This window comes from bacterium, assembly GCA_026416715.1.
Classification (GTDB): domain Bacteria; phylum UBP4; class UBA4092; order JAOAEQ01; family JAOAEQ01; genus JAOAEQ01.
In genome coordinates this window covers 24,163-47,931 of record JAOAEQ010000008.1, presented here as the reverse complement: position 1 = coordinate 47,931, position 23,769 = coordinate 24,163, and the positions used below count along the sequence as shown (strand labels likewise).

General features: G+C 42.7%; 18 protein-coding genes and 1 pseudogene. 10 read left to right on the top strand and 9 right to left on the bottom strand.

All coding sequences use genetic code 11. The features are described from left to right. The first annotated feature begins 327 nt into the window (after nt 1-327). The 8 genes and pseudogenes from atpG to ssnA all read left to right on the top strand — a co-directional run bounded on the left by atpG (nt 328) and on the right by ssnA (nt 8,871). Complete coding sequence (gene atpG, locus N3A72_04795) at nt 328-1,230, top strand: ATP synthase F1 subunit gamma (GenBank protein ID MCX7918920.1); 903 nt, start codon at nt 328-330, stop codon at nt 1,228-1,230. Nucleotides 1,231-1,295: 65 nt separating this feature from the next. Further along, entirely contained in the window at nt 1,296-2,711 is a 1,416-nt protein-coding gene (atpD, locus tag N3A72_04790; protein MCX7918919.1) for a F0F1 ATP synthase subunit beta, read from the top strand. A gap of 148 nt (nt 2,712-2,859) precedes the next feature. Beyond that, nucleotides 2,860-3,282, top strand: a complete 423-nt coding sequence (locus N3A72_04785) for a F0F1 ATP synthase subunit epsilon (GenBank protein ID MCX7918918.1) — start codon at nt 2,860-2,862, stop codon at nt 3,280-3,282. Nucleotides 3,283-3,322: 40 nt separating this feature from the next. Beyond that, nucleotides 3,323-4,675, top strand: coding sequence for a cation:proton antiporter (locus tag N3A72_04780; GenBank protein MCX7918917.1), 1,353 nt, complete (start codon nt 3,323-3,325; stop codon nt 4,673-4,675). A gap of 164 nt (nt 4,676-4,839) precedes the next feature. Further along, nucleotides 4,840-4,929, top strand: a pseudogene (locus N3A72_04775) (prepilin-type N-terminal cleavage/methylation domain-containing protein). Nucleotides 4,930-5,810: 881 nt separating this feature from the next. After that, nucleotides 5,811-6,581, top strand: a complete 771-nt coding sequence (locus N3A72_04770; protein MCX7918916.1) for a tetratricopeptide repeat protein — start codon at nt 5,811-5,813, stop codon at nt 6,579-6,581. Nucleotides 6,582-6,587: 6 nt separating this feature from the next. Beyond that, the gene (locus tag N3A72_04765) at nt 6,588-7,490 is read left to right on the top strand and encodes a tetratricopeptide repeat protein (GenBank protein MCX7918915.1); all 903 of its coding nucleotides are present in this window, start codon (nt 6,588-6,590) and stop codon (nt 7,488-7,490) included. A gap of 43 nt (nt 7,491-7,533) precedes the next feature. Further along, nucleotides 7,534-8,871, top strand: a complete 1,338-nt coding sequence (gene ssnA, locus N3A72_04760; protein MCX7918914.1) for a putative aminohydrolase SsnA — start codon at nt 7,534-7,536, stop codon at nt 8,869-8,871. 3 nt (nt 8,872-8,874) lie between these two features. On the opposite strand, the gene N3A72_04755 is transcribed toward ssnA, so the two are convergent. Next, nucleotides 8,875-11,673, bottom strand: a complete 2,799-nt coding sequence (locus N3A72_04755) for a molybdopterin-dependent oxidoreductase (GenBank protein MCX7918913.1) — start codon at nt 11,671-11,673, stop codon at nt 8,875-8,877. A gap of 153 nt (nt 11,674-11,826) precedes the next feature. Here N3A72_04755 and N3A72_04750 point away from each other — a divergent pair, with 153 nt between their 5' ends. Next, entirely contained in the window at nt 11,827-13,050 is a 1,224-nt protein-coding gene (locus tag N3A72_04750) for a sugar phosphate nucleotidyltransferase (protein ID MCX7918912.1), read from the top strand. A gap of 103 nt (nt 13,051-13,153) precedes the next feature. After that, complete coding sequence (locus N3A72_04745; GenBank protein MCX7918911.1) at nt 13,154-14,536, top strand: sigma-54 dependent transcriptional regulator; 1,383 nt, start codon at nt 13,154-13,156, stop codon at nt 14,534-14,536. 10 nt (nt 14,537-14,546) lie between these two features. Here N3A72_04745 and N3A72_04740 read toward each other — a convergent pair whose 3' ends face one another. The 8 genes from N3A72_04740 to N3A72_04705 all read right to left on the bottom strand — a co-directional run bounded on the left by N3A72_04740 (nt 14,547) and on the right by N3A72_04705 (nt 23,768). Continuing rightward, a complete protein-coding gene (locus N3A72_04740; protein ID MCX7918910.1) occupies nt 14,547-16,583 on the bottom strand; it encodes an O-antigen ligase family protein in 2,037 nt (678 codons plus the stop codon). A gap of 135 nt (nt 16,584-16,718) precedes the next feature. After that, a complete protein-coding gene (locus N3A72_04735) occupies nt 16,719-17,132 on the bottom strand; it encodes a VanZ family protein (GenBank protein MCX7918909.1) in 414 nt (137 codons plus the stop codon). 179 nt (nt 17,133-17,311) lie between these two features. Next, a complete protein-coding gene (locus N3A72_04730; GenBank protein MCX7918908.1) occupies nt 17,312-19,021 on the bottom strand; it encodes a hypothetical protein in 1,710 nt (569 codons plus the stop codon). A gap of 155 nt (nt 19,022-19,176) precedes the next feature. Then, the gene (locus N3A72_04725) at nt 19,177-19,902 is read right to left on the bottom strand and encodes an ABC transporter ATP-binding protein (protein ID MCX7918907.1); all 726 of its coding nucleotides are present in this window, start codon (nt 19,900-19,902) and stop codon (nt 19,177-19,179) included. 87 nt (nt 19,903-19,989) lie between these two features. Next, entirely contained in the window at nt 19,990-21,498 is a 1,509-nt protein-coding gene (locus N3A72_04720; GenBank protein ID MCX7918906.1) for a transglutaminase-like domain-containing protein, read from the bottom strand. Between the two features lie 133 nt (nt 21,499-21,631). After that, nucleotides 21,632-22,216, bottom strand: a complete 585-nt coding sequence (locus N3A72_04715; GenBank protein MCX7918905.1) for a thymidine kinase — start codon at nt 22,214-22,216, stop codon at nt 21,632-21,634. A 318-nt stretch (nt 22,217-22,534) separates the two neighbouring features. Continuing rightward, nucleotides 22,535-23,494, bottom strand: coding sequence for a hypothetical protein (locus tag N3A72_04710; GenBank protein ID MCX7918904.1), 960 nt, complete (start codon nt 23,492-23,494; stop codon nt 22,535-22,537). Between the two features lie 100 nt (nt 23,495-23,594). Continuing rightward, nucleotides 23,595-23,768 (bottom strand): Trm112 family protein, encoded by a 174-nt coding sequence (locus N3A72_04705; protein ID MCX7918903.1) that lies wholly within the window; start codon nt 23,766-23,768, stop codon nt 23,595-23,597. Between the last annotated feature and the right edge of the window lies 1 nt (nt 23,769).

The following is a 23,769-nucleotide window of genomic DNA, read 5'->3' as shown; positions in this document are numbered from 1 at the left end:
CGAGTTAGATAATTTGTTATTTTTTGTAAATACAATGTAGCAATGCGTATTCCAGTGACGAAATACTACGACAACCGAAAAAAATCAATTTATCGAATCCAAAAATTGCTGGGTTAATAAAAATTTTTTTCCAATATCTTGGATACAAAATTCAGGTTGCGCGATTTCCTATTTTCCCTGATAATTATTTATTATATTGAAACTAACTTAACCGCAGAAAACGTCAAGTTACGTTAAAAACGCAGCGAAATACTTTGCGAGCTTTTCGTGGTATCTACGTTTTTGCGGTTAAAGATTTTGATTGTATTACGAATTTGCATCTAAGGTATGGCATCGTTACGACAAATTCGTCGGCGGATTCGCAGTGTGCAGAATACCCAGCAGATAACTCGAGCGATGGAAATGGTTGCCGCTGCGAAATTAAAACGTGCACAAGCGCAGTTATACGCCGCTCGGCCGTATGCCGAGAAAATGAACGATTTGTTATCCCGATTATCCGCACGCTGCGCTGACGGTATCCATCCATTTTGCGAACAGCGGGAAGCACATAATATCGCTGTCGTTCTTATTACTGCGGATAAAGGGATGTGCGGTGCGTATAATGCGAATATTATCCGCTTTGCCGAACAGTATCTTGAGCAATATAGCGTTGCCCAGGTTAAATTGATTCTCATCGGGAAACGTGGGATATTCTATTTTCGGAAACGGTCTTGGGAAATTTTGGCTACTTGGCAGGATTTCGGTGGAAAACTCAATGTTAGCCAAGCGAAAGAAATTGCGGATAGTTTAATTTCGTTTTATCTATCTAAACGAGTTGATGCGGTATACCTTCTGTATTCGCAATTTATTTCCGGAATGACCTATCGTCCGCACATAACCAAATTATTGAATATTGACCCTGCTGAGGTAAAGGGACAATTTACTTCGCCCGAAATAAAGACTGATGCATCGCCATCCTTCTCCCGAAGCTATGATTATATCTTCGAACCGAACGCAGAACAGTTATTCAACATTTTACTACCCCGATATATCACCACTCGAGTCTATATCGCATTAGCGGAATCGTTTACTTCCGAACATAGCTCGCGAATGCTGGCGATGCGGAATGCAACGGATAACGCGGATGAAATGATTGAGCAATTAACTTTATTACGCAACAAACTGCGTCAAGCGAGTATTACGAAAGAAATAACGGAGATAGTTTCCGGCGCTGAAGCGCTAAAAGGATAGTTAGTTCACATTGCAAATGTATTGCATTGCAAATTTAACATTCAAAATGAAATAAGGAAGAATATATGGCTAATATAGGTAAGATCGTTCAGGTGATTGGACCGACGGTTGACATTGAATTCCCACAAGAGCATCTCCCGCAGATATTGAACGCGATAAAAATTGATATCCCAGACCAGAATCGAACGCTGGTAGTTGAAGTCGCGCAACATCGCGGAAATAACATTGTTCGCTGCGTTGCGCTCGCTTCAACGGACGGGTTAATTCGCGGAATGCCCGCAGAAGATACCGGCGCACCGATAACCGTTCCGGTCGGGGAACAAACACTCGGTCGGATATTTAATCTTCTCGGAGAAACGATTGATGAACTTGGTCCGGTCCCGAATCCAGAACAACGGTATCCGATCCATCGGCCAGCGCCGTCACTGGAAGACCAAGTTCCGGTTGCATCGTTATTCGAAACTGGGATTAAAGTTATCGATTTACTTGCTCCTTATCCGAAAGGAGGGAAAATCGGGTTATTCGGTGGTGCAGGTGTTGGAAAAACAGTTATTATGCAGGAGTTGATTCATAATATTGCGGTCGAACATGGCGGATTTTCCGTTGTTGCTGGCGTCGGTGAACGAACTCGCGAAGGTAACGGGCTCTGGTTGGAAATGAAAGAATCTGGGGTTTTAAATAAGACTGCACTGGTATATGGGCAGATGAACGAACCGCCGGGAGCACGGTTACGTGTCGCGCTTTCCGCATTAACTATGGCAGAATATTTCCGTGATGAACTGAATCAAGATGTTCTTTTATTTATCGATAATATATTCCGATTCGTTCAAGCGGGGTCGGAAGTTTCCGCGTTACTCGGGCGGATGCCCTCTGCGGTTGGTTATCAGCCGACGTTAGGCACTGAAATGGGCGAACTCCAAGAACGGATTACTTCTACCAAACGAGGGTCAATCACGTCCGTCCAATGTATTTATGTTCCAGCCGACGATTTAACTGATCCAGCGCCAGCAACCACGTTCTCTCATCTGGATGCAACTACGGTCTTATCCCGTCAAATTGCGGAACTGGGAATATATCCAGCAGTTGACCCACTGGATTCAACTTCGCGGATACTCGATCCGCGGATTGTTGGCGAAGAGCATTATACGGTTGCGCGGTCAGTCCAGCGGATTCTGCAACGATATAAAGATTTGCAGGATATTATCGCTATTCTCGGGATGGATGAATTATCTGATGAAGATAAAATTACGGTGTACCGCGCGCGGAAAATCCAGAAGTTCTTATCGCAACCGTTTTTTGTTGCTGAAACATTTACCGGAACCAAAGGCAAATATGTTAAACTAGAAGATACAATCACCGGTTTTAAAAAAATTATCAATGGTGAACTCGATGAAGTTCCAGAACCCGCATTTTTTATGGCTGGCGGAATCGAGGAAGTGCTTGACCGCGCTGAAAAAATGAAAGAAACCACCACTGTTTAACCCGAGTTGATGAAATAAACGTTGATATAGGTCAGATGGCGAAGAGATACAAGAGCGGGTCGAAGCCGCTCTTGTTCCACTTCGTTCTCATTTCGAGGGCAATAACGCCATTCGGAACAAAGTAACTTTATATTTATCAATAGTATATATGCAATCATTTTTATTAACGATTGTTACCCCTGAAAAAAAGGTCTTTGAACAGCAAATCCGGTCAATCATCGCGCCGGGAAGCGAAGGTTATTTAGGGATTTTAGCGCATCATGCACCGCTTATAACCAGTCTAATTCCGGGAAAATTAACTATTAGAGATAACCAGAATCAAGAATTTATTTACGCAATTAGCGGCGGTTTTCTCGAAGTTGCCGGGAATAAAGTGACAATTTTAGCTGATGCTATCGAAAAGGTTGAAGAGATTGATATAGCGCGAGCGAAACGTGCGGAAGAACGGGCGCGTGAAATTCTCGAGTCGAGAAAACGTGACCAAGTCGAATTCACTCGTGCTCAAGCAGCGCTAGAACGAGCGTTGAATCGTATTCGAGTTTACAATGGTCACAATCATCAAAATAAATAATACCCTTGACAGGTAAACTCTGCTATTTGGTTTTGCAACTATGAATCATCTATTACAACTGCTCTTGCTATTATCAGCAATAATATTTTTAGCAAAATTAGGCGGCGCTTTGTCAACTCGATACGGTCAACCAGCGGTGTTCGGCGAGATATTGGTCGGGTTGATTCTTGGTCCGACCGTATTAAATATTCTCGATTGGCAAATGTTCAAAGAGGCGCATATTCCCTTGCTTATCGGGGGTAGCCATCCATCGTTGCTGGGGATAATCTCGGATTTAGCGGAAATCGGGGTTATACTGCTCATGTTCGTTGCTGGCATGGAAACGGATTTAGAGGGATTAAAACGGGTCGGAAAAGTAGCGTTCTGGTCAGCAGTCGGTGGCGTAGTGCTACCATTATTCAGCGCGTTATTTCTTTGTCATTATTTATACAACTACAACTGGTCGAGTAGTTGGTTTGTTGGTGCAATACTAACCGCAACCAGCGTGAGCATATCAGCACAAACTTTAATGGAATTGAAAGCATTGAAATCGAAAGAGGGGTCAACGATACTCGGCGCAGCGGTTATTGATGATGTTTTAGGTATCATTGTCTTATCGCTGGTCGTAGCATTCGCTGGCTGCCAAACCGCTGATTCGATTCCGCAAAGTAGTAATCAGGAAAGTTTCTGGTGTATTGTATGGATTAGTATACGGATGGCATTATTTTTTGTTGTTTCCATCTATTTCGGACATAAATTCTTAGGGAAAATAACTGAAAAAGTAGTGAAGATTCCAGCAAGTCAGGCGTTAATGGCGTTTGTGGTTGTAGTCGCTTTTCTATATGCCTGGGCAGCAGAATATTTTGGAAACGTAGCTGCAATAACCGGGTCGTATATCGCAGGGGTTCTGTTTGCGCAAACGAAGTTTAAAAAACACATTGACCAAGGGATACATCCGATAACCTATTCGATGTTCGTTCCGATATTTTTCATCAGTATCGGCCTGAAAGCAAACGGTAGAGAGCTGGGAAACGAACTGAGCTTCTTAATTCTAATTATCGGGATTGCAATTGTAACTAAAATTATCGGGTGCGGACTCGGAGCAAGGTTAACAGGATTTAATAATCGAGAGTCGGTTCGGGTAGGAATCGGGATGATTTCTCGTGGTGAAGTAGGATTGATTGTTGCTGGGTATGGACTATCGCATGGGATTATCACCCAAGACGTTTTCTCGGTAATGATAATTATGGTTTTAGTTACCACGATGGTTACTCCACTATTACTTCGCTTGGTATTCCCCAAAGTGGCAGAAATCCCTGCAGAACCTGTGTATGAATCGATAGCGCATATTGAAAATAATACCATAGAGAAGGAAATTAGCGAAAATTCTAAAAAATACGAAAAAAATACTTGACAAGAACTAGGTTTCTCTGATATATTTCATATAATATAAATAGGGATATTTTGCATTTTTTTGTGACAGTTCAAGGTGTTCTGTGTTAAACTAGAAGGCAGGGGATGTAAATACATTACAATTCGGCTATAGGTGAATTTTGAAAAGAAAGGAGGGATAATTGAATGAGGGGACATAAAGGATTTACGTTGATCGAGTTATTAATTGTCGTTGCTATTATTGCTATCTTAGCAGCAATTGCTATTCCGAACTTTTTAGCAGCACAGACTCGATCGAAAGTTTCACGCGTTAAAGGTGAACAGAATATGTTGGCAACCGGATTAGAAGCCTACTTTATCGATGCCAACGTATATCCTTCACCGGCAAGTGGTCTCGGCTATGCACCAGAATCACGTGACGGTACCGCAGGATACGGTGCAACTCAAGACGGTGGTATTGTTCCGGTAACCTTAACCACACCGATTGCATATATTACTTCAGTTCCGAGAGATCCGTTCAAGAAGAACGGTAAAGGATACTATGAATACGGTGGAGGTCCGGGACTTACCAGTGGTGCTGGTACTGCAACCAACACAAGTCCAGCAGCTGGACCGAGAGACCATAGTGGTATTTGGCCGCCTTCCGGTTGGATTGTAACCAGTTATGGTCCAGACGTGGTTGATGGTAATTCTGGTGTTTCTGGTGGTGCAGCTCTTCGTGAAGAATCATGCTGGTCTGATGATCAAGCTGGTATGCAAGTATCAACATCTAACCCATTAGCAACCAGCGGGTTAACCTATGACCCGACGAATGGAACCACTAGCGCAGGCGATGTCTGGCGTCGTGGACCGTAGTCGTGAAGGCGTAGTTGTTGTATAAGTTAGCTGAGAACTTGGAAAGGTGATCCTGATGATAGTAAGTAATCAATATTTTTTATCAGGGTCACCTTTTTTATATGGATTTTCTTCCTTAAAATAAGGGCATAGTAGTATAATAACAGATTTATGCTCTAATACTAACTAAGATGGATGCTGACGAGTTTATTTATCGTAGATTTATACATTTTTTTCTAGCCTTATATTTTTTATTATGTTCTTATTCGTTCGCCACCGATGAAGTTCAAGGTATCGATGGGATTTTTCGGTATGCCGAAAGTTTGTTTCACAATCAGCAGTATGCTGCTGCAGAAACTGAATACCTACAGTTATTATCCATTGATTCGCAATATACGCAAGCTGATATCGTTCGATACCGACTGGGCTGGTGTGCATATTATCTAGGAAAATATGAACTAGCCGTAATGCAGTTCTCTCAGCTCATTACCTCATTTCCTAAAAGTCCGCTGGTTAAATCTGCTCGTGAATCTCGGCAATTTATTTACGAAATCGCTGATTTTGTTCCTACCATAGATTCTGATCCAGCTATAATTCCATTTAATTTAGCGAGAAAATTCCAGAACGAAGAGAATGATGCGGATGCAATTAGTTTTTACGAACGAGTCGTCCAAAATTATCCAAAATCACCGTATGCTAGTTATGCCGCATATCATATTGCTCGGCTTCACCTAGCTAATTATAAAAAACTTACCACAGCGTATCGGAATAAAAAAACTGAATATCAGCAAGTGTTACATAGCAAAGTTAATCCTCAGGTAATCGTTCAACGGTTTGCTGAGTTCGCATTACAAGAAGAATTGATGTACCAACAATTATTGCAAACCGAACAAGCGTATGCCCGAGTAACCGCACAGTTTCCAGATAGTTTTCAGCGGCAGTTAGCGCATCTTGATTTAATAGAACTATATCTCGAAATTGGGGACAAGATAAAAGCAACCGCTGAATGTGAAACACTTATTGAGTTAACCAATGAATTTCCTAATAGTTTGCTCGGATATCACGCTCGAACAAAACTTAAATTATTGAAATGATTGTATATGCATCGTAACCCGATTATCGTATATCTCGGTTCATTTGGATTACTGCTTTTTTTACTTGCAGGAAGTATCTCGGCTAAATCTCCTGCACCGGCAATAGACTATTATGCTGAAGAAAAAGCAAAACAAGCGTATCTGCTCGCTTCAGCGTTATATGCTCAGCAGTTATATCAGGAAGCAATCGCTGAAGCGGTAAAGTTACTTGCATTATATCCCAACACGGCGAAAGTTCCGGATACGCTATATTTAATTGGAACCATTCATGCAGATACTTCAAATCCAAAGAATAATCCGCTATTAGCGATTAAAACCTGGGAGGAGTTACTCGCTCGATATCCGGAATATTCTCAAGCACCAACAGTATTAATGAAGATTGCTGAAACATACGAATCGGTTTTTAATTGGGATAAAGCAGCGCAAACCTATGCTCGGATTATACAACTATACCCGAAAAGTGAATTCGCTGATGATGCATTATTTTGGGCAGGTTGCGCCGAATATACGTTAGCGCGTTTCGATAAAGCGAAACAACATTGGACAACAATAGTTGATAAATATTCTTCAGGCACCGAGGTTACGCTGAAATTAAATAGTGAATTCCTTGATGATGCATATATGATGATTGCTGAGGTATCGCTTATCCAACAAGACACCACCGCTGCGGTTACTGCGTACGAAAAAGTGGTATCACTGCATCCTGCAAGTCCATATTTGCCCGTAGCGTTATTTCAGTTAGGGAAGATTTATCAGGAAACCTACTATCAGCCTACCTACGCTAGTTCGTATTATCAACGGTTACTGGAATATACATCTGACCCGACCTGGCAACGACTCGCGAAACTCAAACTTGACCAATGTCAAAAAAAATATTCTGAGCCCGATGCTCATAGTCTAAAGTTCTAATAAAATATTTATTGACAGTTTAATCCCTTCACCCTATCAAATTATGTTTCTTTTAACCAATGGTTTACTATTAACCTTCGATAGCCGCAACCGAGTCATTGATAATGGCGCAATCGCAATTGATGGCTCTTTGATTAAAGATATAGGTGCTACTGCCGCAATCAAAAGAAAATATCCAACCGCAAAAGGTTATGATGTCAACGGTGCGCTCGTTCTTCCGGGAATGATTAACGTCCATACCCATTTGTATAGCGCTTTTGCTTGCGGGATGCCAGTCTCGGGGTCACCGACAAACTTCGTACAAATCCTGAAACGAATTTGGTGGAAATTAGACTGCGCGTTAACCGAAGAAGATATTTATTATAGTGCTTTGGTTACTGGCATTGAAGCGATTAAATCTGGTACGACTACGATTTTCGACCATCATTCAAGCCCTCGAGCGGTTCCCAATAGTTTGGAGCATATCGCGCGTGCTCTCCTGCAGCTCGGGTTACGCGCTAATTTATGTTACGAAGTATCCGACCGTGACGGAAACAGGATTGCGCAACAAGGGTTGCAAGAAAATTTACGATGGATTACCAACAATTGTAGCGTTCAACACAATCCTTTACTGTCAGCATCGTTTGGACTTCACGCGTCGTTTACCTTATCGGAATCGACGTTACGGCAAGCTGCAGAGCTCGGTAATAGTCTTAATTCTGGATTTCATATCCATCTTGCTGAAGATACGGTTGACCAAGTGATAACTAAAAAGAAATATCGGAAATCGGTAGTTCATCGACTAGCGGATTTAGGAATTTTAGGTAAGAAAACGATTGCCGCCCATGGAATCTATCTTTCCGCTTCTGAAATAGATATTTTAAAGCAAACTGATACCATTATAGTCCATAATCCGGGGTCAAATATGAATAATGCAGTTGGAGTAGCGCCGGTTATTGAAATGCTCAAAAGAAATATCCTGGTTGGACTTGGTACTGACGGATTAGGTAATGATATGATTACAGAACTGCGACTCGCTGGTTTACTCCATAAATTAGCGCAGCATGACCCACGCGTTTTTTCTCCTGAGCTGGCGTTAAAACTCGCTATCGAAAATAATCGAAAGATTACCGCCCGGTTTTTTGCAGTTCCCGTGGGTATGCTAACACCGGATGCTGCTGCTGATATTATCGTGATTAAACAATATCCTGCAATAAATCTTTCGGCTAAAAATATTGGTTCTTATGTGGTGTATGGTATGCGTCCTGTTCCGATAGATACAGTTTATATCGCCGGTAAAAAAGTGCTTGAACATGGCAAAATTTGCGGGATAGATGAACAAAAAGTTTATCAGCAAGCGCGGGAACGAGCGAAACGGGTATGGAGCCGACTGTTGCAGTAGTCATTATTCTTCTTTCAGTATCGAAATGATTTTATTTTTACTCGCAGGTAATTCATAGATTCTTTTCCCAAGAGCATTAGCTATCGCATTAAGTATCGCCGGCGCAGTTGGTATCATTGCGGGTTCCCCAATGCCTATAGCGCCAAACGGACCGGTTGGTTCCGGCGCTTCTAAAATAATCGGAATTATCTCCGGAATATCAGTTGATTTCGGTATGCGATAATGCTGAAAATTCACCGTCTTGGGAATCCCCTCGGAAATGACGAACTCTTCGGTTAGTGCCATTCCGAGTCCCATAGCTATTCCACCGTATAGCTGACCGAGAACGTTGCCCGGGTGAATCGCTTTTCCGACATTATGCGCCGCAAGAAGCGTTAATACCTTCACCTCCCCGGTTTCGATATCAACTTCAACTTCAGCGAGCTGTGTTCCAAAGGTATAGGGATAGTAAGCCTCTCCTTGACCGGTAATAGGGTCTAACCGTTGTGTCACCGGTTTAAACCGCGCTTGTTTTTTTGTCGGTCTACCCGCAGCTCGCATCTGCTGAATAATCTCAGACAGCGGAATCTTACCCCGAGGTTCTAACTGAATACTATTTTCAATCAAGGTAACTGCGTCTTGAGAAATCCGGTATTTTTCGGCAACGAACGATGTAATTTCACCTCGTAATTTCTCAGCCGCAGATTTAACTGCATTCCCGGTGACATATGTCTGTCGGGTGGCTACGGTTGAACCACTATCCGGGGTCAGTTCGGTATCGCCAGTAATAATTCGAACTTTATCAAGTGTTAATCCTAACACCGCTGCGGCTATCTGACAGAAAATGGTCGCTAAACCCTGACCGTAATCTATCGCACTGGTTGAGATTACTGCGCTTCCGTCGGTGGTTAATTCAATAATTGCAGTGCCTATATCCGGTATCCCATAACCATAACCAATACCGTAAAATATAGTAGCCAACCCGATTCCATATTTTTTACTGCTATGGTGCGGTCTCGCATCTTTTCTATTATGGATAGCATATTGTTGTACCACCGCATCTAATGTTGCACCAGGGTCAATTGCAGAGCGTAGCACCTGCCCGGTCGCAGTAGTATCTCCGTTACGGAGCAAGTTTCGCCGTCGGAATTCGACTGGGTCGAACCCGATAACTTTTGCGACCTCATCCATTTGTGATTCATAGGCGAACGCAACTTGTGTTGCGCCGAATCCGCGCATTGCGCCAGCCGGAACATTGTTCGTATATACCGCATAAGCGTCAACTACAATATTCGGTATCGAATAGGGACCCGCAGCATGTACCGCCGCTTTTCGAAGAATATTTGGTGCCCAAGAAGCGTATGCGCCGGTATCTGCGATAATTTCAACTTCTACTGCGGTAATTTTCCCATCGTTCGTTACGCCGGTTTTATATCGCATTTGCATCGGATGCCGTTTGGTAGTCACCGTAAACGTTTCTTCCCGAGTAAACACCAGTTTAACCGGACGGTTCGTATAATACGTTGCTAACGCGACTAAAATTTGACCGTAGATATCTTCCCGTTTACCGAAACTCGCTCCCATCGGCGATTTAATCATCCGAATCTGCTCTTTATCTATACCAAGCACCCGAGCGATTTCTCGCCGGTCGAAATAAACATTATGCGACGGCGCAGTCACCGTCAGTTTGCCTTGTTCGTCGTAACATGCAATTGCGGATTCCGTTTCTAAACAAGCATGTTCGAACCACGGGGTAGTATAGGTTCGTTCGATAATCGTATCCGCTTGTGCGAATCCAGCTTCTATATTCCCTTTTCGAATCGGGAAATGATATAGGATATTCCGGGTATTTACTGCATCGGAATGTGGAGCAAGTGATTGATAGATTTGTTCAGTATGGATCTTGGGAGCATCCGGTTTCATAGCATCAAGCGGATGATATACTGCAGGTAACGGGTCGTATTCAACCGATATTTTTTGCAAAGCTGACTCGGCGATTGGTTCTGATTCAGCAATAACCAACGCTATCGGTTCACCGAAATATCGAACCCTATCAACCGCTAACACCGGTTGGTCTTGCACCGCTTTCCCATAGAATTTACTGCCTGGAATATCCGCTGCGGTTATAACCGCAATGACGCCATTGATTTTTTTCGCTGCAGCGCTATCGATTTTAACTATCCGGGCAGAACTATGCGGACTGCGATATACCTTCGCATATAGCATTTTGTCTAGGGTAATATCCGCAGTATATTTCGTCTTTCCGGTAACTTTATCTACAATATCCACGCGTGGTACTGATTCCCCGAGTATATAACTCGAACGGTCAATATTTACTCGGTACTTGGTATTTGATACCACGTCAATAACTGCATCAATAATTTGTTTATAGCCAGTGCACCGGCAAAGATTTCCGGATAATGCCTGTTTGATTTGTTCCGAGGTAGGAGATGGATTTTCTGCTAGAAACGATTTAATGGTCATAATCATTCCCGGCGTGCAGTATCCACATTGTACTGCATGATGACGTATCAACGCTTCCTGAATCGGGTCTAATTTCTCTTCGGTTCCTAATCCTTCAATAGTAACAACTTCTTTTCCATTCGCTTGTTCTGCGGAAACAACACAGGCACGAACTGCTTTCCCATCCATAATCACGGTGCAGGTGCCACAGAGTCCAATCCCGCAACCCTTTTTGGCACCGGTTAACCCCAGTTCATTCCGCAAGATATCTAACAACGAGGTGTTGGGTAGAATGTCTAATTTCACCTCGGTATTATTCACTACCAATGTAATCGGTATTTTGGTATCTTGGTCCTGCATAAAAATTCAAAAATTAAAATTTATAGTTGACAGAACGATGCTTTTCTGAGCATAATATCAGAACATAATATCATTCAAATCATTCATTTAACAAGTCAATCTAGGTTGTTTTCAGGCATATCTACTGGAAGATAGAGGAGAGAACTCGGTTTTATGAACAACGTTAACCAAGCGATTATTATGGCAGCAGGTAAATCTACCCGCACCTATCCATTAACACTGACCAAACCAAAACCGCTATTACCTATTGCAAATAAACCAATCCTTGAACATACCTTGAATCAGTTTGTTGGTTTAGTTGAAGAAGTGATTATTATTGTCGGATATCGGAAAGAAATGATTCAAAATTATTTCGGTAGTTCCTATCAAGGGATGAAACTGCGATATGTTGAACAGAAAGAACAACTCGGGACGGGTCATGCGGCGATGCAGGGAGCTCCGTTTATCCACGATCGGTTTATTTTAACCAACGGTGACGATTTATTTTCTCGAAAAGATATCGAACGCTGTTTACAATATCCCTATGCAACATTAGGAAAAGAAGTAGCAAATCCTGAGAAATATGGGATTTTCGAGGTTGATAACGGTAAATTAATTAAAGTTGTTGAAAAATCAAATAATCCGCCGTCGAAAATCGCTAATATCGGATTTTACGTTCTCGACCGGAAAATATTTGAGTTATTAAAAAAAATTAAGTTAACCGACCGGGGCGAATACGAGGTTACCGATGCGCTGAATCTTCTCGCTGAGTCAGAAACTGTAGTTTGCGAGTTAGTTCAGGATTATTGGCTACCTATAGGATACCCTTGGGAACTATTGAATGCGAACGAATATCTCTTAGCTAATATTAAGACTGACATCAAAGGTACTATTGAAGAACGAGTTACGATAAAAGGTGAACTTGTCGTCGGTGAAGGAACGATAATTAAGAACGGCACCTATCTAGAAGGACCAATTATGATTGGGAAAAATTGCACGATTGGTCCGAACTCGTTTATTCGCGGATTAACCGCAATAGGCGATAATTGTCGGGTAGGACAATCCGTTGAAATCAAGAATTCGATTATTATGCGAAACACGTTTATCAGTCATTTAAGTTATATTGGCGATTCGGTGTTAGGTGAATATGTAAACATTGCTGCCGGAACGGTTACCGCTAATCATCGGCATGATGATTTAACCGTTAAGTCGGTAGTAAAAAGTAAACTAATTGATACTGGCAGAAAAAAACTCGGTGCGATTATCGGCGATAGGGTTAATACCGGAATTCATACTGCGATTTATCCGGGTCGGAAAATCTGGCCGTATCAGATGACGTTACCTGGTCAAGTGGTCAAACAAGATATTGCTTCGCCGATGTTGATGAATGAAAGGTAAACTCTTGCATACCGCAGGTAAACTTTGAACATTAATTTCATAGGTAATGATATAATATGATATATAGGTATTTAGGTTCTACCGTTATAGGATTGTTTGAACTATGAACCAAATTCTCATTGCTGACGCAGATTCCGAGTTTCGCGGGAATATGGCTCGGGTATTAATCAATGAAGGGTATTCTGTAGTAGAAGCGGCATCCGCAGAACAAGCGATTGCTGAAGGACAACGGTTACATTTCGATATCATCCTGGTTGACCTTGATATCCCGCAGGCGGGTGGATTGCAGGTGATGAAATCCGTGCAGGATACTGACCCGAGTGTAGCAATAATTTTAATAGCAGGTTCGTCCGGTCGGGAAGAGACTGCACGTATGATGGTCAATGGTGCCGCTGATTATTTAAAAAAGCCGTTTAGTCCACGCGAATTACTTGGCAAAATTAATTCGGTTCTGAAACGGAGAACCGAAGCGAGAGAATTAGCGTTTCTCCGTCACGATCGGCGGGTTGTATATAGTTTTAATGATATCATCGGGCAAAGTAAACAGATGATTGCGGTAGTTGAATCGCTCAAAAAAGTAGCGAAAACCGATGCTACCATTCTCTTGCTTGGCGAAACCGGAACCGGAAAAGAAATGCTAGCGGGTGCAGTGCATTATAATAGCAATCGAAATACTCGCCCGTTTATTAAAGTTAACTGCGCTGCGTTGCCGGAAACCCTGCTTGAAAGTGAACTGTTCGGTCATGAAAAAGGTGCGTTTACCGGCGCTCATAAACAGCGGATTGGCCGGTTCGAACAAGCGCATCTCGGCACGTTATTTTTAGATGAAATCGGGGATATGAGTTTATTTACACAAGCGAAAATTCTGCGGGTTCTGCAGGAGCAGGAATTCGAACGGGTCGGCGGAACGAAAACGATTAAGGTTGATGTACGGTTAATTGCAGCGACTAATCAGGATTTAGCGGCCGCAATTGAATCGAATAAGTTCCGGCAGGATTTATACTATCGGTTGAATGTATTCAGTGTAACCATTCCGCCGTTACGTGAACGAAAGGAAGATATACTATTACTAGCGCATTATTTTCTAAAAAAATATGCACGCCAGTATGGCAAATCTATTTCCGGATTCACGCCGGAAGCCGAAAGTTTACTCCGCAACTATTATTGGCCTGGTAACGTTCGTGAGCTCGAGAATACCGTCGAACGCGCGGTGTTACTCGTTGAAAACAACCTAATTCCGGCAGATGCACTTTCGTTTCTGAAAGGAACCTCTGCGGAAGCGGGAAAATCAATCTATCAGTTCCGGTTACCGCCGGAAGGAATTTCGTTAAAAGACGTCGAAAAACAGCTGATTCTCCAAGCGCTTGAGATGACGCAATGGGTACAGAAAGATGCAGCGAAATTGCTCGGATTATCACGCCGTGCAATGAATTATCGGATTGAACAATACAACATCACCCATCCGCGCTGGGCAAAGAATAAATAGCAAGTTTAGCTTACTTTAGTCTTTCTCGTTCAAGTCGTTCACTTGTTTGGCTATTCTTCAATCTTTTAATCTCTTCAACTATTGCAAGCGCATCTTCCGGTTGATAAACTAACCGTAAATAATGTTCATAGTACTGAATCGCTTTATCTGGTTGAGGTAGGTATTGGCTATAGAGCATCCCGAGTAAACGCGCTGGTTCCGGGTCAGCTGGATATATTCTCGCTGCTTTTTCCAGTTCAATGGCTGCTGCGGGATAATTTTTGATCGCGAAATATGTTTCTCCTAAATTAACATATTTCCGATAATCATATCCAAACGCTTGCGTATAATGATACACTGCACGGTCGAACTGACCGAGGTTCTGATAAACCAAACCGAGCGCGAACCGGGTTTCATTTTCAAACGGGTCTAATTTTGCGGATTTCTCCAGTTTTTCTAATGCCGGTTGTATCTGTCCGAGCAGAACCTCTTTCCGTGCTATTTTTAATAGAATACTCGCTTGCACCGACCGATAAATTGCACTCAGTAACACGATACTGAAAATGACCACTATTACGCTCCCAAGTATCCGAATGAGCAGAACAGATATATTGTTTGGTACATGTTGTTTGCTACTTGGTGCCTTATCCATGGTATTCGGCATCTCAATACAAATGCTGTTACTAAACAACGCGAGTAGAACCCAGAAAAATAGCCCATTTCCCGGTAGCATAAACGGAAAGTTTACCGCTGCATCAATGAATATTGCAATTAACGCTAAAAATAATCCGGTTATCCGCAGTTTCCGAATCGAATCAGCTTCTGCTCGAATCGACTTAACGCCGAAATAGATAACGGTAGCAATGAACCAGAAGAATAGCGCAATTCCAACCAATCCGAAATCAACGGCAAATTGTAGATAATCATTATGCGCTTGATTTGCGTTACTTCCCTGCCAGTTGTTTACCGTCGGCACATAAATCTGGTTCTCATCCTTTTCCATGAATTGAGCTAAATATTCCATAAAATTGATTCTAAATCCGCCGGCACCCAATCCCCAGACCGGATGCGTTTGAATCATGTTAAATCCAATTTGCCAAATGAGGAACCGTTCCTGGAACTGATGAACATCGGATAAGGAATATATCCGCAGTTTCAGCCACTCTGGATGTCGTGATGCTTTAAGGATTACCCCACTCACAACAACGACAAGAAATATGAATAGAATAATTATCCATATTCGCGAAACAGTAATGTTATTTTTGAGTTTGGTGTTCGGAGTTTGAATTTCTTCTTTGCTCCTTGTTGGGGTTTGGTTCTCCGATTGTAACTTCGGGGTACCCTTGCTCTTGTTGCGCAACAGCATCCAACCGATCAGCGCTACGAGCGGAAGACCGACCCATGCTTCGCGCGCTCCGCTTATCATAATGCAAGTTAATAAAATTATCACTGCAATACCAGCGACTGCTTTGCTCAATGACTTCGTTGCAGTAATGAACAACCAGGTTAATCCAACAATTGCTATCGGCTGAAGATATTCTGCAACATAATTCGAGTTCCCGAAGGTTGAGATGACGATATCTTTTCCTTTCGGAGCAATTCGACCAGACCATGGCATCGGGTCATAGCCAAAATATTGGAGGATACCATAGAGTGCGACCACGGTTCCGGTTCCGAGCAGACACCAAAAAATAGGATAAAATGTTTTTTTCTCCCGAAAAATGTCTAGGCAGACGAAATATAGACCTATCCATAACAAGAATAATTCGCTTTCTCTCCAAGATAATAGCGGAATCGGACTGAAAATGTTCCGGAACATAATCCAGCCCGCAAAAAGCAAAAGCGGTATACTGAATGGTGAGTTGATATATCCAACTAAATCCGAAATCCGAAATCTAACTTTTTTATTCCATAGCACCATGTTGAGCCATAGCGCGATAATAATCACGAGCAGAAATTCGGAAAAGAACAGTTTCGAATTCACCGCTGTATAATATATCGCCCGGACTAATATCAGCGGAGTTACCACCAGTAATATATAAATCAACATTCTAATCACTAAACGCATATATTCCTAAATTCCACGTTCAAAATAAAATTACCTGAACAACGTAAGAACGAAAGAACGGAGGAACACAAAATGATAGGTTTTGTTCTTTAGTTTACTCGTTCTCCCGTTTTTTCGTTTCGTTTTCATTTGACATTAAGATTTACGATTATGGATACATTTTTGTATAAACTGTCCTATACTCGCGCCTAGTGCATCTGCCATTAAATCAATAGCGTCAGTTTCTCGCGGGGGAACAAACGATTGATGAATTTCATCCGATACCCCATATAAGAAACAGAATATGATGGCAAATAGCCCAGCATACCGCGAAAATAAAGATTGATTCGTTTGCGATAACGCTCGGCGAGTGAAATATCCGAGGAAACCGTAAACAATCCCATGCATTAGTTTATCGAAATAGGGAATGGTTATTTTGCTCGTTGGCGGTTCCGGAATCGAAGAAGTGATAAAAATAAACAGCGCTATCGTGCAGACCGGACCCCAATAATTCAGCCACGGATACTCCCGGATAAATCCGATAACCTGCTGAGATTTATTCTTAATCATTATGGTTTAATATTTCGGCTAATTCGCAGAGTAACAATATTACCACGAAACCACGACATCATACCACCAGGTCACAACGCAATAAGGAAAGGAGCAGCTACGAACGAGATAATATCTCGTTCGTAGTAACTCCACTACATTGCGAGGAATCGCCGTGCCAATATGGCATGGTGAAAGGGTTATTTTGTTCGTTGCTGAAGTTTTCTCAGGCCGAATTTTATCGGAAGGATAGTTGCAATGATAGTAATCAAAATTAACATTCCTGCAGGATAAATCAGCGCTAACGGATGGATATTAGCGGGGTTTGCGCCGGAAGCGAAATAGATATGCATCGGATAGGCAACGATACTTAACGTTGCCCCGAGATAGAGCATACTCAAAATAACGGTTAACACGGCACCGATGCCAGTCGTTAGTTGCATTGGATTCTCAACATTAAACGTTGGAAAGAACGCACCGAGTCCCATCGCTAATGACGTTATTCCAATACTAACTACTGCTATCGTCGTTAATGATAAGATTGCAACGAATATATCCAGCCGCAATAAATAGATGGAAAGACCGGTTAATCCAAGTCCGATAACCAGCATACTGGTTAATGCTAGCCAGTATTTCACCCAGAAAAAGGTTGATACTTTCAGCGGTGAACTGCGGATAATCCAGATATTTCTCCCTTCAAGACTGATAAGCGGATAGACGAACCGAATAGCTAAATTCCCGAGAACGAACCCCGTTAACCCGAGGTTGACTAACCCAATCAGCTGCCGCCAGAAATAATCGAGGTCACCGAACCCACCACGAGCGAGAAAACTGCGCGTGTTAAATAGATATACCAGCACCAACGCAACTAGTAACGTCAACTGACCCCATTGGGTTAAATCCCGCCAGAAAATCTTGATATCCTTAATCAACAACGCTTTGATAGAAGAAGGAAGTGGCAAGAATGACCAAGGGTGACCGGTGAAAGTTTGGGTTTGATATTTGGAACTTGGTACTTGGTGTTTCCGAGAAACCGCTTCGCCGGCTTTAATCCAGCCGAAATGATATAGTTTACCCGCTAACTGGATGCAGAGCTGGATAATCAAAGCGGCGGTGGTAAATAGTAGCGCGGTATAAAACAGTAGGTCGGGATAATTGCGTTCCGCAGCGGATTGGAATATCTGGGTTAGCCATTGGTTCGGCAGATATGGCGTCGTGCTTAATCGCAAGTTGAATAGATAACTACTTAAATCGGTTGCGGTACCTTCGATACCGAGTATCCGTCCAGTCTGCAGAAACCGAAGATATAAAGCGACCGAGAAGAAAACTAATCCGATGAGAACAATCGTAATGGTTCGTGCGCGGTTCGCTGGAACGAAATAGGCGATTAGCAAAGTTACCATAACCGCTAAACCAGCGGAAATAACCAGAAACGGGATATTGCTGAATATCACAACCGGATAGAAATACCAATCGACATTGAACACCCAACCATACGCGAGATATAACGGCACACCGAAACAAATCACCGCCCAGGAACCATAAAAAATCGTCTGGATAAATTTATCCAGAAAAATGCTATTCGGGTTAATCGGATGCTGATGTAACAGCGGTAAATCCCGAGAAAGATACATAATGGATAACGCGGTGATAATATCACTGAACCCGGTCATCAGAAATAATGCGAGAAATATTAATGATAGCAATCGGTTAATCAGAATCGTTCCTATCGGCGGGATGTTGTTCAAATATGATAGAATAACCCGAAAGAAAAAGAAACCAGCTAGCCAGAATAAGAACAATAATCCGAGCACAATTGCTATCGAAACGATATGCTCGATATTGAACCGTTTAATCCAGTTCCGCCAGATACGCGGGCGGATGCTCAGGAGCCAGAATGTATGGTTCATATCAATTTAAAATTATCTAGAATTGAATAGCCCCTATCTTTAGATAGGGGAAAAAAATAAGCGAACCTATTTGGACTTTCGTCCTATCTATAGGTTAAAACCCGAAATATCTTTTTATACCGAATCCGAGCTAAAGCTCAAGACTATTCAATAAGCTATTCTCCCGTTAGTTTCAGAAAAATCGCTTCTAACGAAGTATCGCTTGTTTCTTTTGCAATTTGTTTTAACTCTGGAATACTTCCGGTAGCAATCAGAGTCCCCTGATGAATAATCCCTACCCGGTCGCATAATTCTTCCGCAACGGTCAAAATATGGGTTGAAAGGAAAACCGTCGTTCCATTTTTTGCGAGTTCTTTCAATAAATCTTTAAGTTTTTTGGTGCTGCGCGGGTCGAGACCGACTATCGGTTCATCAATAATCAAGACCTGCGGGTCGTGCAGTAGCGCTGCGGACGTAACCAGTTTCTGTTTCATCCCATGCGAATAACTTTCCGTTAGCTGGTCCGCGGTTTGGTTCAACTCGAAGAAATCTAGCCAGTATTGAATTTTTGAGGTAACGGTTCGGGTATCCAGCGAAAATAACCCGCCGATAAACCGCAAGAATTCGCGTCCGGTAAGTTTATCGTAGATAAACGGGTCATCCGGAACATAGCCGATAAGTTTCTTAGCGGCAATCGCATCCCGCTGGATATCGAACCCGCCGATTGTAACCGTTCCGAACGTCGGTCGGAGTAATCCGGTCATAATTTTAATCGTGGTGGTTTTCCCAGCGCCGTTCGGACCGAGGAATCCGAACAATTCTCCTTTAGCGATAGATAAATTCAGATTCGATACCGCCGTCACGCGGTCGAATTTTTTGGTCAGATTCTTAATTTCTATCATAGGAATTCATGAGTACAACGATAAGGACATCCGATTACATTGATTTAAATCGCTGTAATCGTTTTCAATAAATCGGTGTAATCTGGTTTATAAAATTTCAATATTGATTTTCCCGACTAAGGATAGTAATTTTATCTGCTGGTCGAGGTCACCTTCAATCAGTTTAATATGGGTTGCATCAACGGCGGTCTGGCCGAACGTCGCATCGATCGGAACCCATTGCCCGACCCAGACTTCGTTCCATGCATGGTAAAAGAAATATCCATCTTTATATACCAACCCAGCAACAATTTTCGTTGGAATCCCAACCGACCGCGATAACGCCGCTAATAATACCGCATGCTCGTTGCAATCCCCTTCCCGATTTTTTAACACTTCAACGGCCGAAGGAACGCTAACCAAGATTTTTTTTCGGATATTCCGATATACCCATTGGGTTAATTTAATCGAATTTCGTACTGCATCTCGGTTGTTCCCGATAATGTTCAGTGCAGTTTTATATATTTCAGGGTCGGTGCTCTGGACTAACATTGACGGCGCAAGATATTGTATAAACTCTTTTGTATTTACTTCTTGCATATACGGTGGCAATTTCGATAAATCTACGGTTTGAATCCAGAGAATAACCCCGTTTCTGGAGATTTCTTTCGAAGGTATTAAGTCGAGTTGGGCAATTTGTTCTTCAGAAATATCCGAAAGTCGAACGGTTAGTTCGGTTACTTGTCGCGGGTTCGCAATTTCCCGATTCGCTGGAATACTGCTGGTGAATAATAAATCTTGCGTTGACCGTCGAACCACGTGCAATTTCGTTTTATCCGGTTCGAATTCTTTCATCGCGAGCAAGGTTAATCCAGCTAACCGTGCTTCTTCTTTGAGCACTTCGCCCTTACTATTCACCCAAACGGTTTGCGTTACTCCTTTAACCGTTTCTTTAATTTCATACGCAGGATACTTCTGACCGTTTAGCTCAACCGTAGTCTTGCCAACTGTTTCAGCTTCAATTACTTGCGCGGATAATGTTGTCGGGTCAAATATCGGTATCCGATATTTTTTTCCAAGCGGAAATTTATCTTGTAACATCAGCAAATGGACTACGTCGGGAGCATAACATCGTTGGGTAAGCGGAATCCGCCGTTCAGTTTCATTCGTACCGCTGCCAATCCATACCCGCAACTGGTTATTTCCGAAAATCCCACGTACCCGAAACCGTTGTCTGCCAGCTTTCAATTCCTGATTAAACTGGAGCAATGTTAAATCACGGTCAAGCGTTACCGTTCCAGCGAATTGAATATCCTGATTCATCCCCGCAACGAGCAGATATAAATTCGTCTCGTTATTCAACACATATACCTTCTTATTAGCGAAAGAACCTTCTTGCAACGATACTTTCGAATATCCCACTGGTTCATTATTTAAATAGATTCGTTTCCATTCTTCGCGGAGAATAACATCGCCGGTATCAAATGATATTTTTGGTTCGGATTCCAGGATTGAATGCTGGCTATTCCGATAATACAGGAGCCCGATTAGAATCAACCAGATTATCGGAACAATGGAGATGCTAATATACCGTAATAATTTCTCGGGTAGGTTCATTGCCAAATTCAGGTTGGTTTATGGAAATACACTAACCGCAGAGTATGTTAACGTCGATGCACCGGATACTATGAAAACCTATTTTGCATGGTCAATCGGTTTGTCTTTTTACCGTCGTTGCAACTAAGATACTTTACTTTATTTCAAGTTGTTTTTCTTCCCCGAACGGCTGGAAACAGCGACGGCAGCGCGGTTCGTACGTATCCTGGCTCCCGAGCAAGATTCGTTCTTCACTTTGCACTTTCCGATACGACCGGTTCGCTGGATTCCCACAAACTACGCATATCGCTAACGCTTTAGTAACATATTCCGCTACTGCCATCAGTTGCGGTATCGGTTCAAATGGTCTGCCGAGATAATCCTGGTCGAGTCCGGCAACGATAACCCGTTTCCCTTCATTTGCGAGCTTCTCACAAACCGCAACTAATCCGGAATCGAAAAATTGTGCTTCATCAATTCCAACCACCTGAACTTCTGCATCAACGTTCTGATATAACTCAGCACTATCACGAACCGAAATAGATGGAATCCGTGCTTGATTATGACTCACGATTTCAGTTTCACTATATCGAGTATCACGTTGCGGTTTGAATACCGCAATTTTCTGTTTCGCTATTTGGCAGCGACGGAGCCGTTTAATTAACTCTTCACTCTTTCCAGAAAACATACTGCCACAAATAACTTCTATCCATCCGATATTTTTAATTGAAATATCCATTGCGTATAACTCCTTGTATAAAAAATAACAAAGAACAAAAGAACGGATGAACCATAAAACGGAAGAACCGCAATGATTAACCCAAATTATGTAATAGGAAATTTTCGTTTCGTATCTCCAACCCAGCGCGAAATCAGGTCATCCAGGTTCGGGGTTAAAACCCCAAGGATTTTGTTTGCACCAGTGCCCCCGAGCTTAAGCTCGGGGCTATTCACTCCCAAACCGTTCCAAATGCACAATTTGGAATTAACCGCAATTTGTTGTTCTTCCGTTAATATATATGCTTATCCGCTATTGCATAACCCTTTCATGATTAATCTAGTTACCAACTCGTGTCGTATCCGAGCTTGGCAGTCTTGGTGGTAACGGCGGTCTATCCGGTAGCTGCGGCGGTTTCGGTTTATCAGGTACATCCGGTGGTTTTGGTGGCTGCGGCGGTTTCGGTCTATCCGGCGGTTGGGGTGGATTATCAGGTTTATCTGGTGGTTTCGGCGGTTTTGGCACCTCTGGTTTATCCGGCGGTTTTGGCGGCAGCGGCGGTTTATCGGGTTTCTCGGGCTTATCCGGCGGTTGAGGTGGTTTCGGCGGTAACGACGGTTTATCCGGTTTATCCGGTCTCTCTGCCAACTGTGGCGGTTTTTGCGGTTTATCCGGTTTATTTGGCGGCAATATCGGATTCAGCGGTGTTTCCGGTCGTGGAGTTGTGGGATAAATTCGGTCAACTTGTGCTTGTTGCGGAACAATATCTCCCGGTGGGAACCCTGGCATTACATCTCGCTGGACTGGCACCGGTAGCGTTACCGGTCGCGGGATATATTTCCCGCGAGGGAGATACTGCAACCGTTGCGCTTCTTTTTCAATCCGATTCGCTTCACGATAGGGAATCCGCCATTCATAATAATCGAGAATAAGTCGCATCCGGTCGCGAGCGCGTTGTATCATTTCTTCTGCGGTTGACCGGTCGCGGTATTCCCGAGTAGCAAGTTTCGCTAATTCGAGCAGTTTCATTGCGGAAAGGGTCGCCGGGTTCATCAATTCCGCTTCTTTAGCTGCAGCGTATAAAAAATCGAGCGCTAATTCCGGTTCGTATACCGACCACCATGCTCGTGAAATATCGTAGCAGAGCTGATAATTCAGCAGACTATTTTGCGTATTCGCTGATTGCTCCTGAATCCGGTTGGATAATTCCTGAACGGAATCGCGCGCGCTGTTAGCCCAGCTGAATAGAAATACAATGCTGATAAGCAAACAAACAATATTTCGATATGTTATTTTCATTTTATTAATGATTATTACCCGTGCGCGAAAGTTTATTCCTGTTGCAAAACAACGGGGCGCTATCGAAAACTGATACCGTCGAGACAGGCGGTACTACCTCTTACTTCTCATCGGTTATCGCTTCATCAACCAGCATTATCGGAATATCATCTCTAACCGGATATTTCCGGCCGCATTTGGTGCAGATAATTTGTTGTTTTTCTTCGTTATATATCACATCCGTTTTACATACTGGACAAGCGAGTATCTCTAATAACTCTTTATTTAATGCCATA

Bases quoted from the DNA above. Each gene is read 5' to 3' on its own strand.
- atpD (MCX7918919.1), top strand. From the start codon at position 1,296: ATGGCTAATATAGGTAAGATCGTTCAGGTGATTGGACCGACGGTTGAC.
- N3A72_04730 (MCX7918908.1), bottom strand. From the start codon at position 19,021: ATGAACCATACATTCTGGCTCCTGAGCATCCGCCCGCGTATCTGGCGG.
- N3A72_04785 (MCX7918918.1), top strand. From the start codon at position 2,860: ATGCAATCATTTTTATTAACGATTGTTACCCCTGAAAAAAAGGTCTTT.
- N3A72_04715 (MCX7918905.1), bottom strand. From the start codon at position 22,216: ATGGATATTTCAATTAAAAATATCGGATGGATAGAAGTTATTTGTGGC.
- N3A72_04710 (MCX7918904.1), bottom strand. From the start codon at position 23,494: ATGAAAATAACATATCGAAATATTGTTTGTTTGCTTATCAGCATTGTA.
- N3A72_04725 (MCX7918907.1), bottom strand. From the start codon at position 19,902: ATGATAGAAATTAAGAATCTGACCAAAAAATTCGACCGCGTGACGGCG.
- atpG (MCX7918920.1), top strand. From the start codon at position 328: ATGGCATCGTTACGACAAATTCGTCGGCGGATTCGCAGTGTGCAGAAT.
- N3A72_04765 (MCX7918915.1), top strand. From the start codon at position 6,588: ATGCATCGTAACCCGATTATCGTATATCTCGGTTCATTTGGATTACTG.
- N3A72_04705 (MCX7918903.1), bottom strand. From the start codon at position 23,768: ATGGCATTAAATAAAGAGTTATTAGAGATACTCGCTTGTCCAGTATGT.
- N3A72_04780 (MCX7918917.1), top strand. From the start codon at position 3,323: ATGAATCATCTATTACAACTGCTCTTGCTATTATCAGCAATAATATTT.
- N3A72_04735 (MCX7918909.1), bottom strand. From the start codon at position 17,132: ATGATTAAGAATAAATCTCAGCAGGTTATCGGATTTATCCGGGAGTAT.
- ssnA (MCX7918914.1), top strand. From the start codon at position 7,534: ATGTTTCTTTTAACCAATGGTTTACTATTAACCTTCGATAGCCGCAAC.
- N3A72_04740 (MCX7918910.1), bottom strand. From the start codon at position 16,583: ATGCGTTTAGTGATTAGAATGTTGATTTATATATTACTGGTGGTAACT.
- N3A72_04745 (MCX7918911.1), top strand. From the start codon at position 13,154: ATGAACCAAATTCTCATTGCTGACGCAGATTCCGAGTTTCGCGGGAAT.
- N3A72_04720 (MCX7918906.1), bottom strand. From the start codon at position 21,498: ATGAACCTACCCGAGAAATTATTACGGTATATTAGCATCTCCATTGTT.
- N3A72_04750 (MCX7918912.1), top strand. From the start codon at position 11,827: ATGAACAACGTTAACCAAGCGATTATTATGGCAGCAGGTAAATCTACC.
- N3A72_04755 (MCX7918913.1), bottom strand. From the start codon at position 11,673: ATGCAGGACCAAGATACCAAAATACCGATTACATTGGTAGTGAATAAT.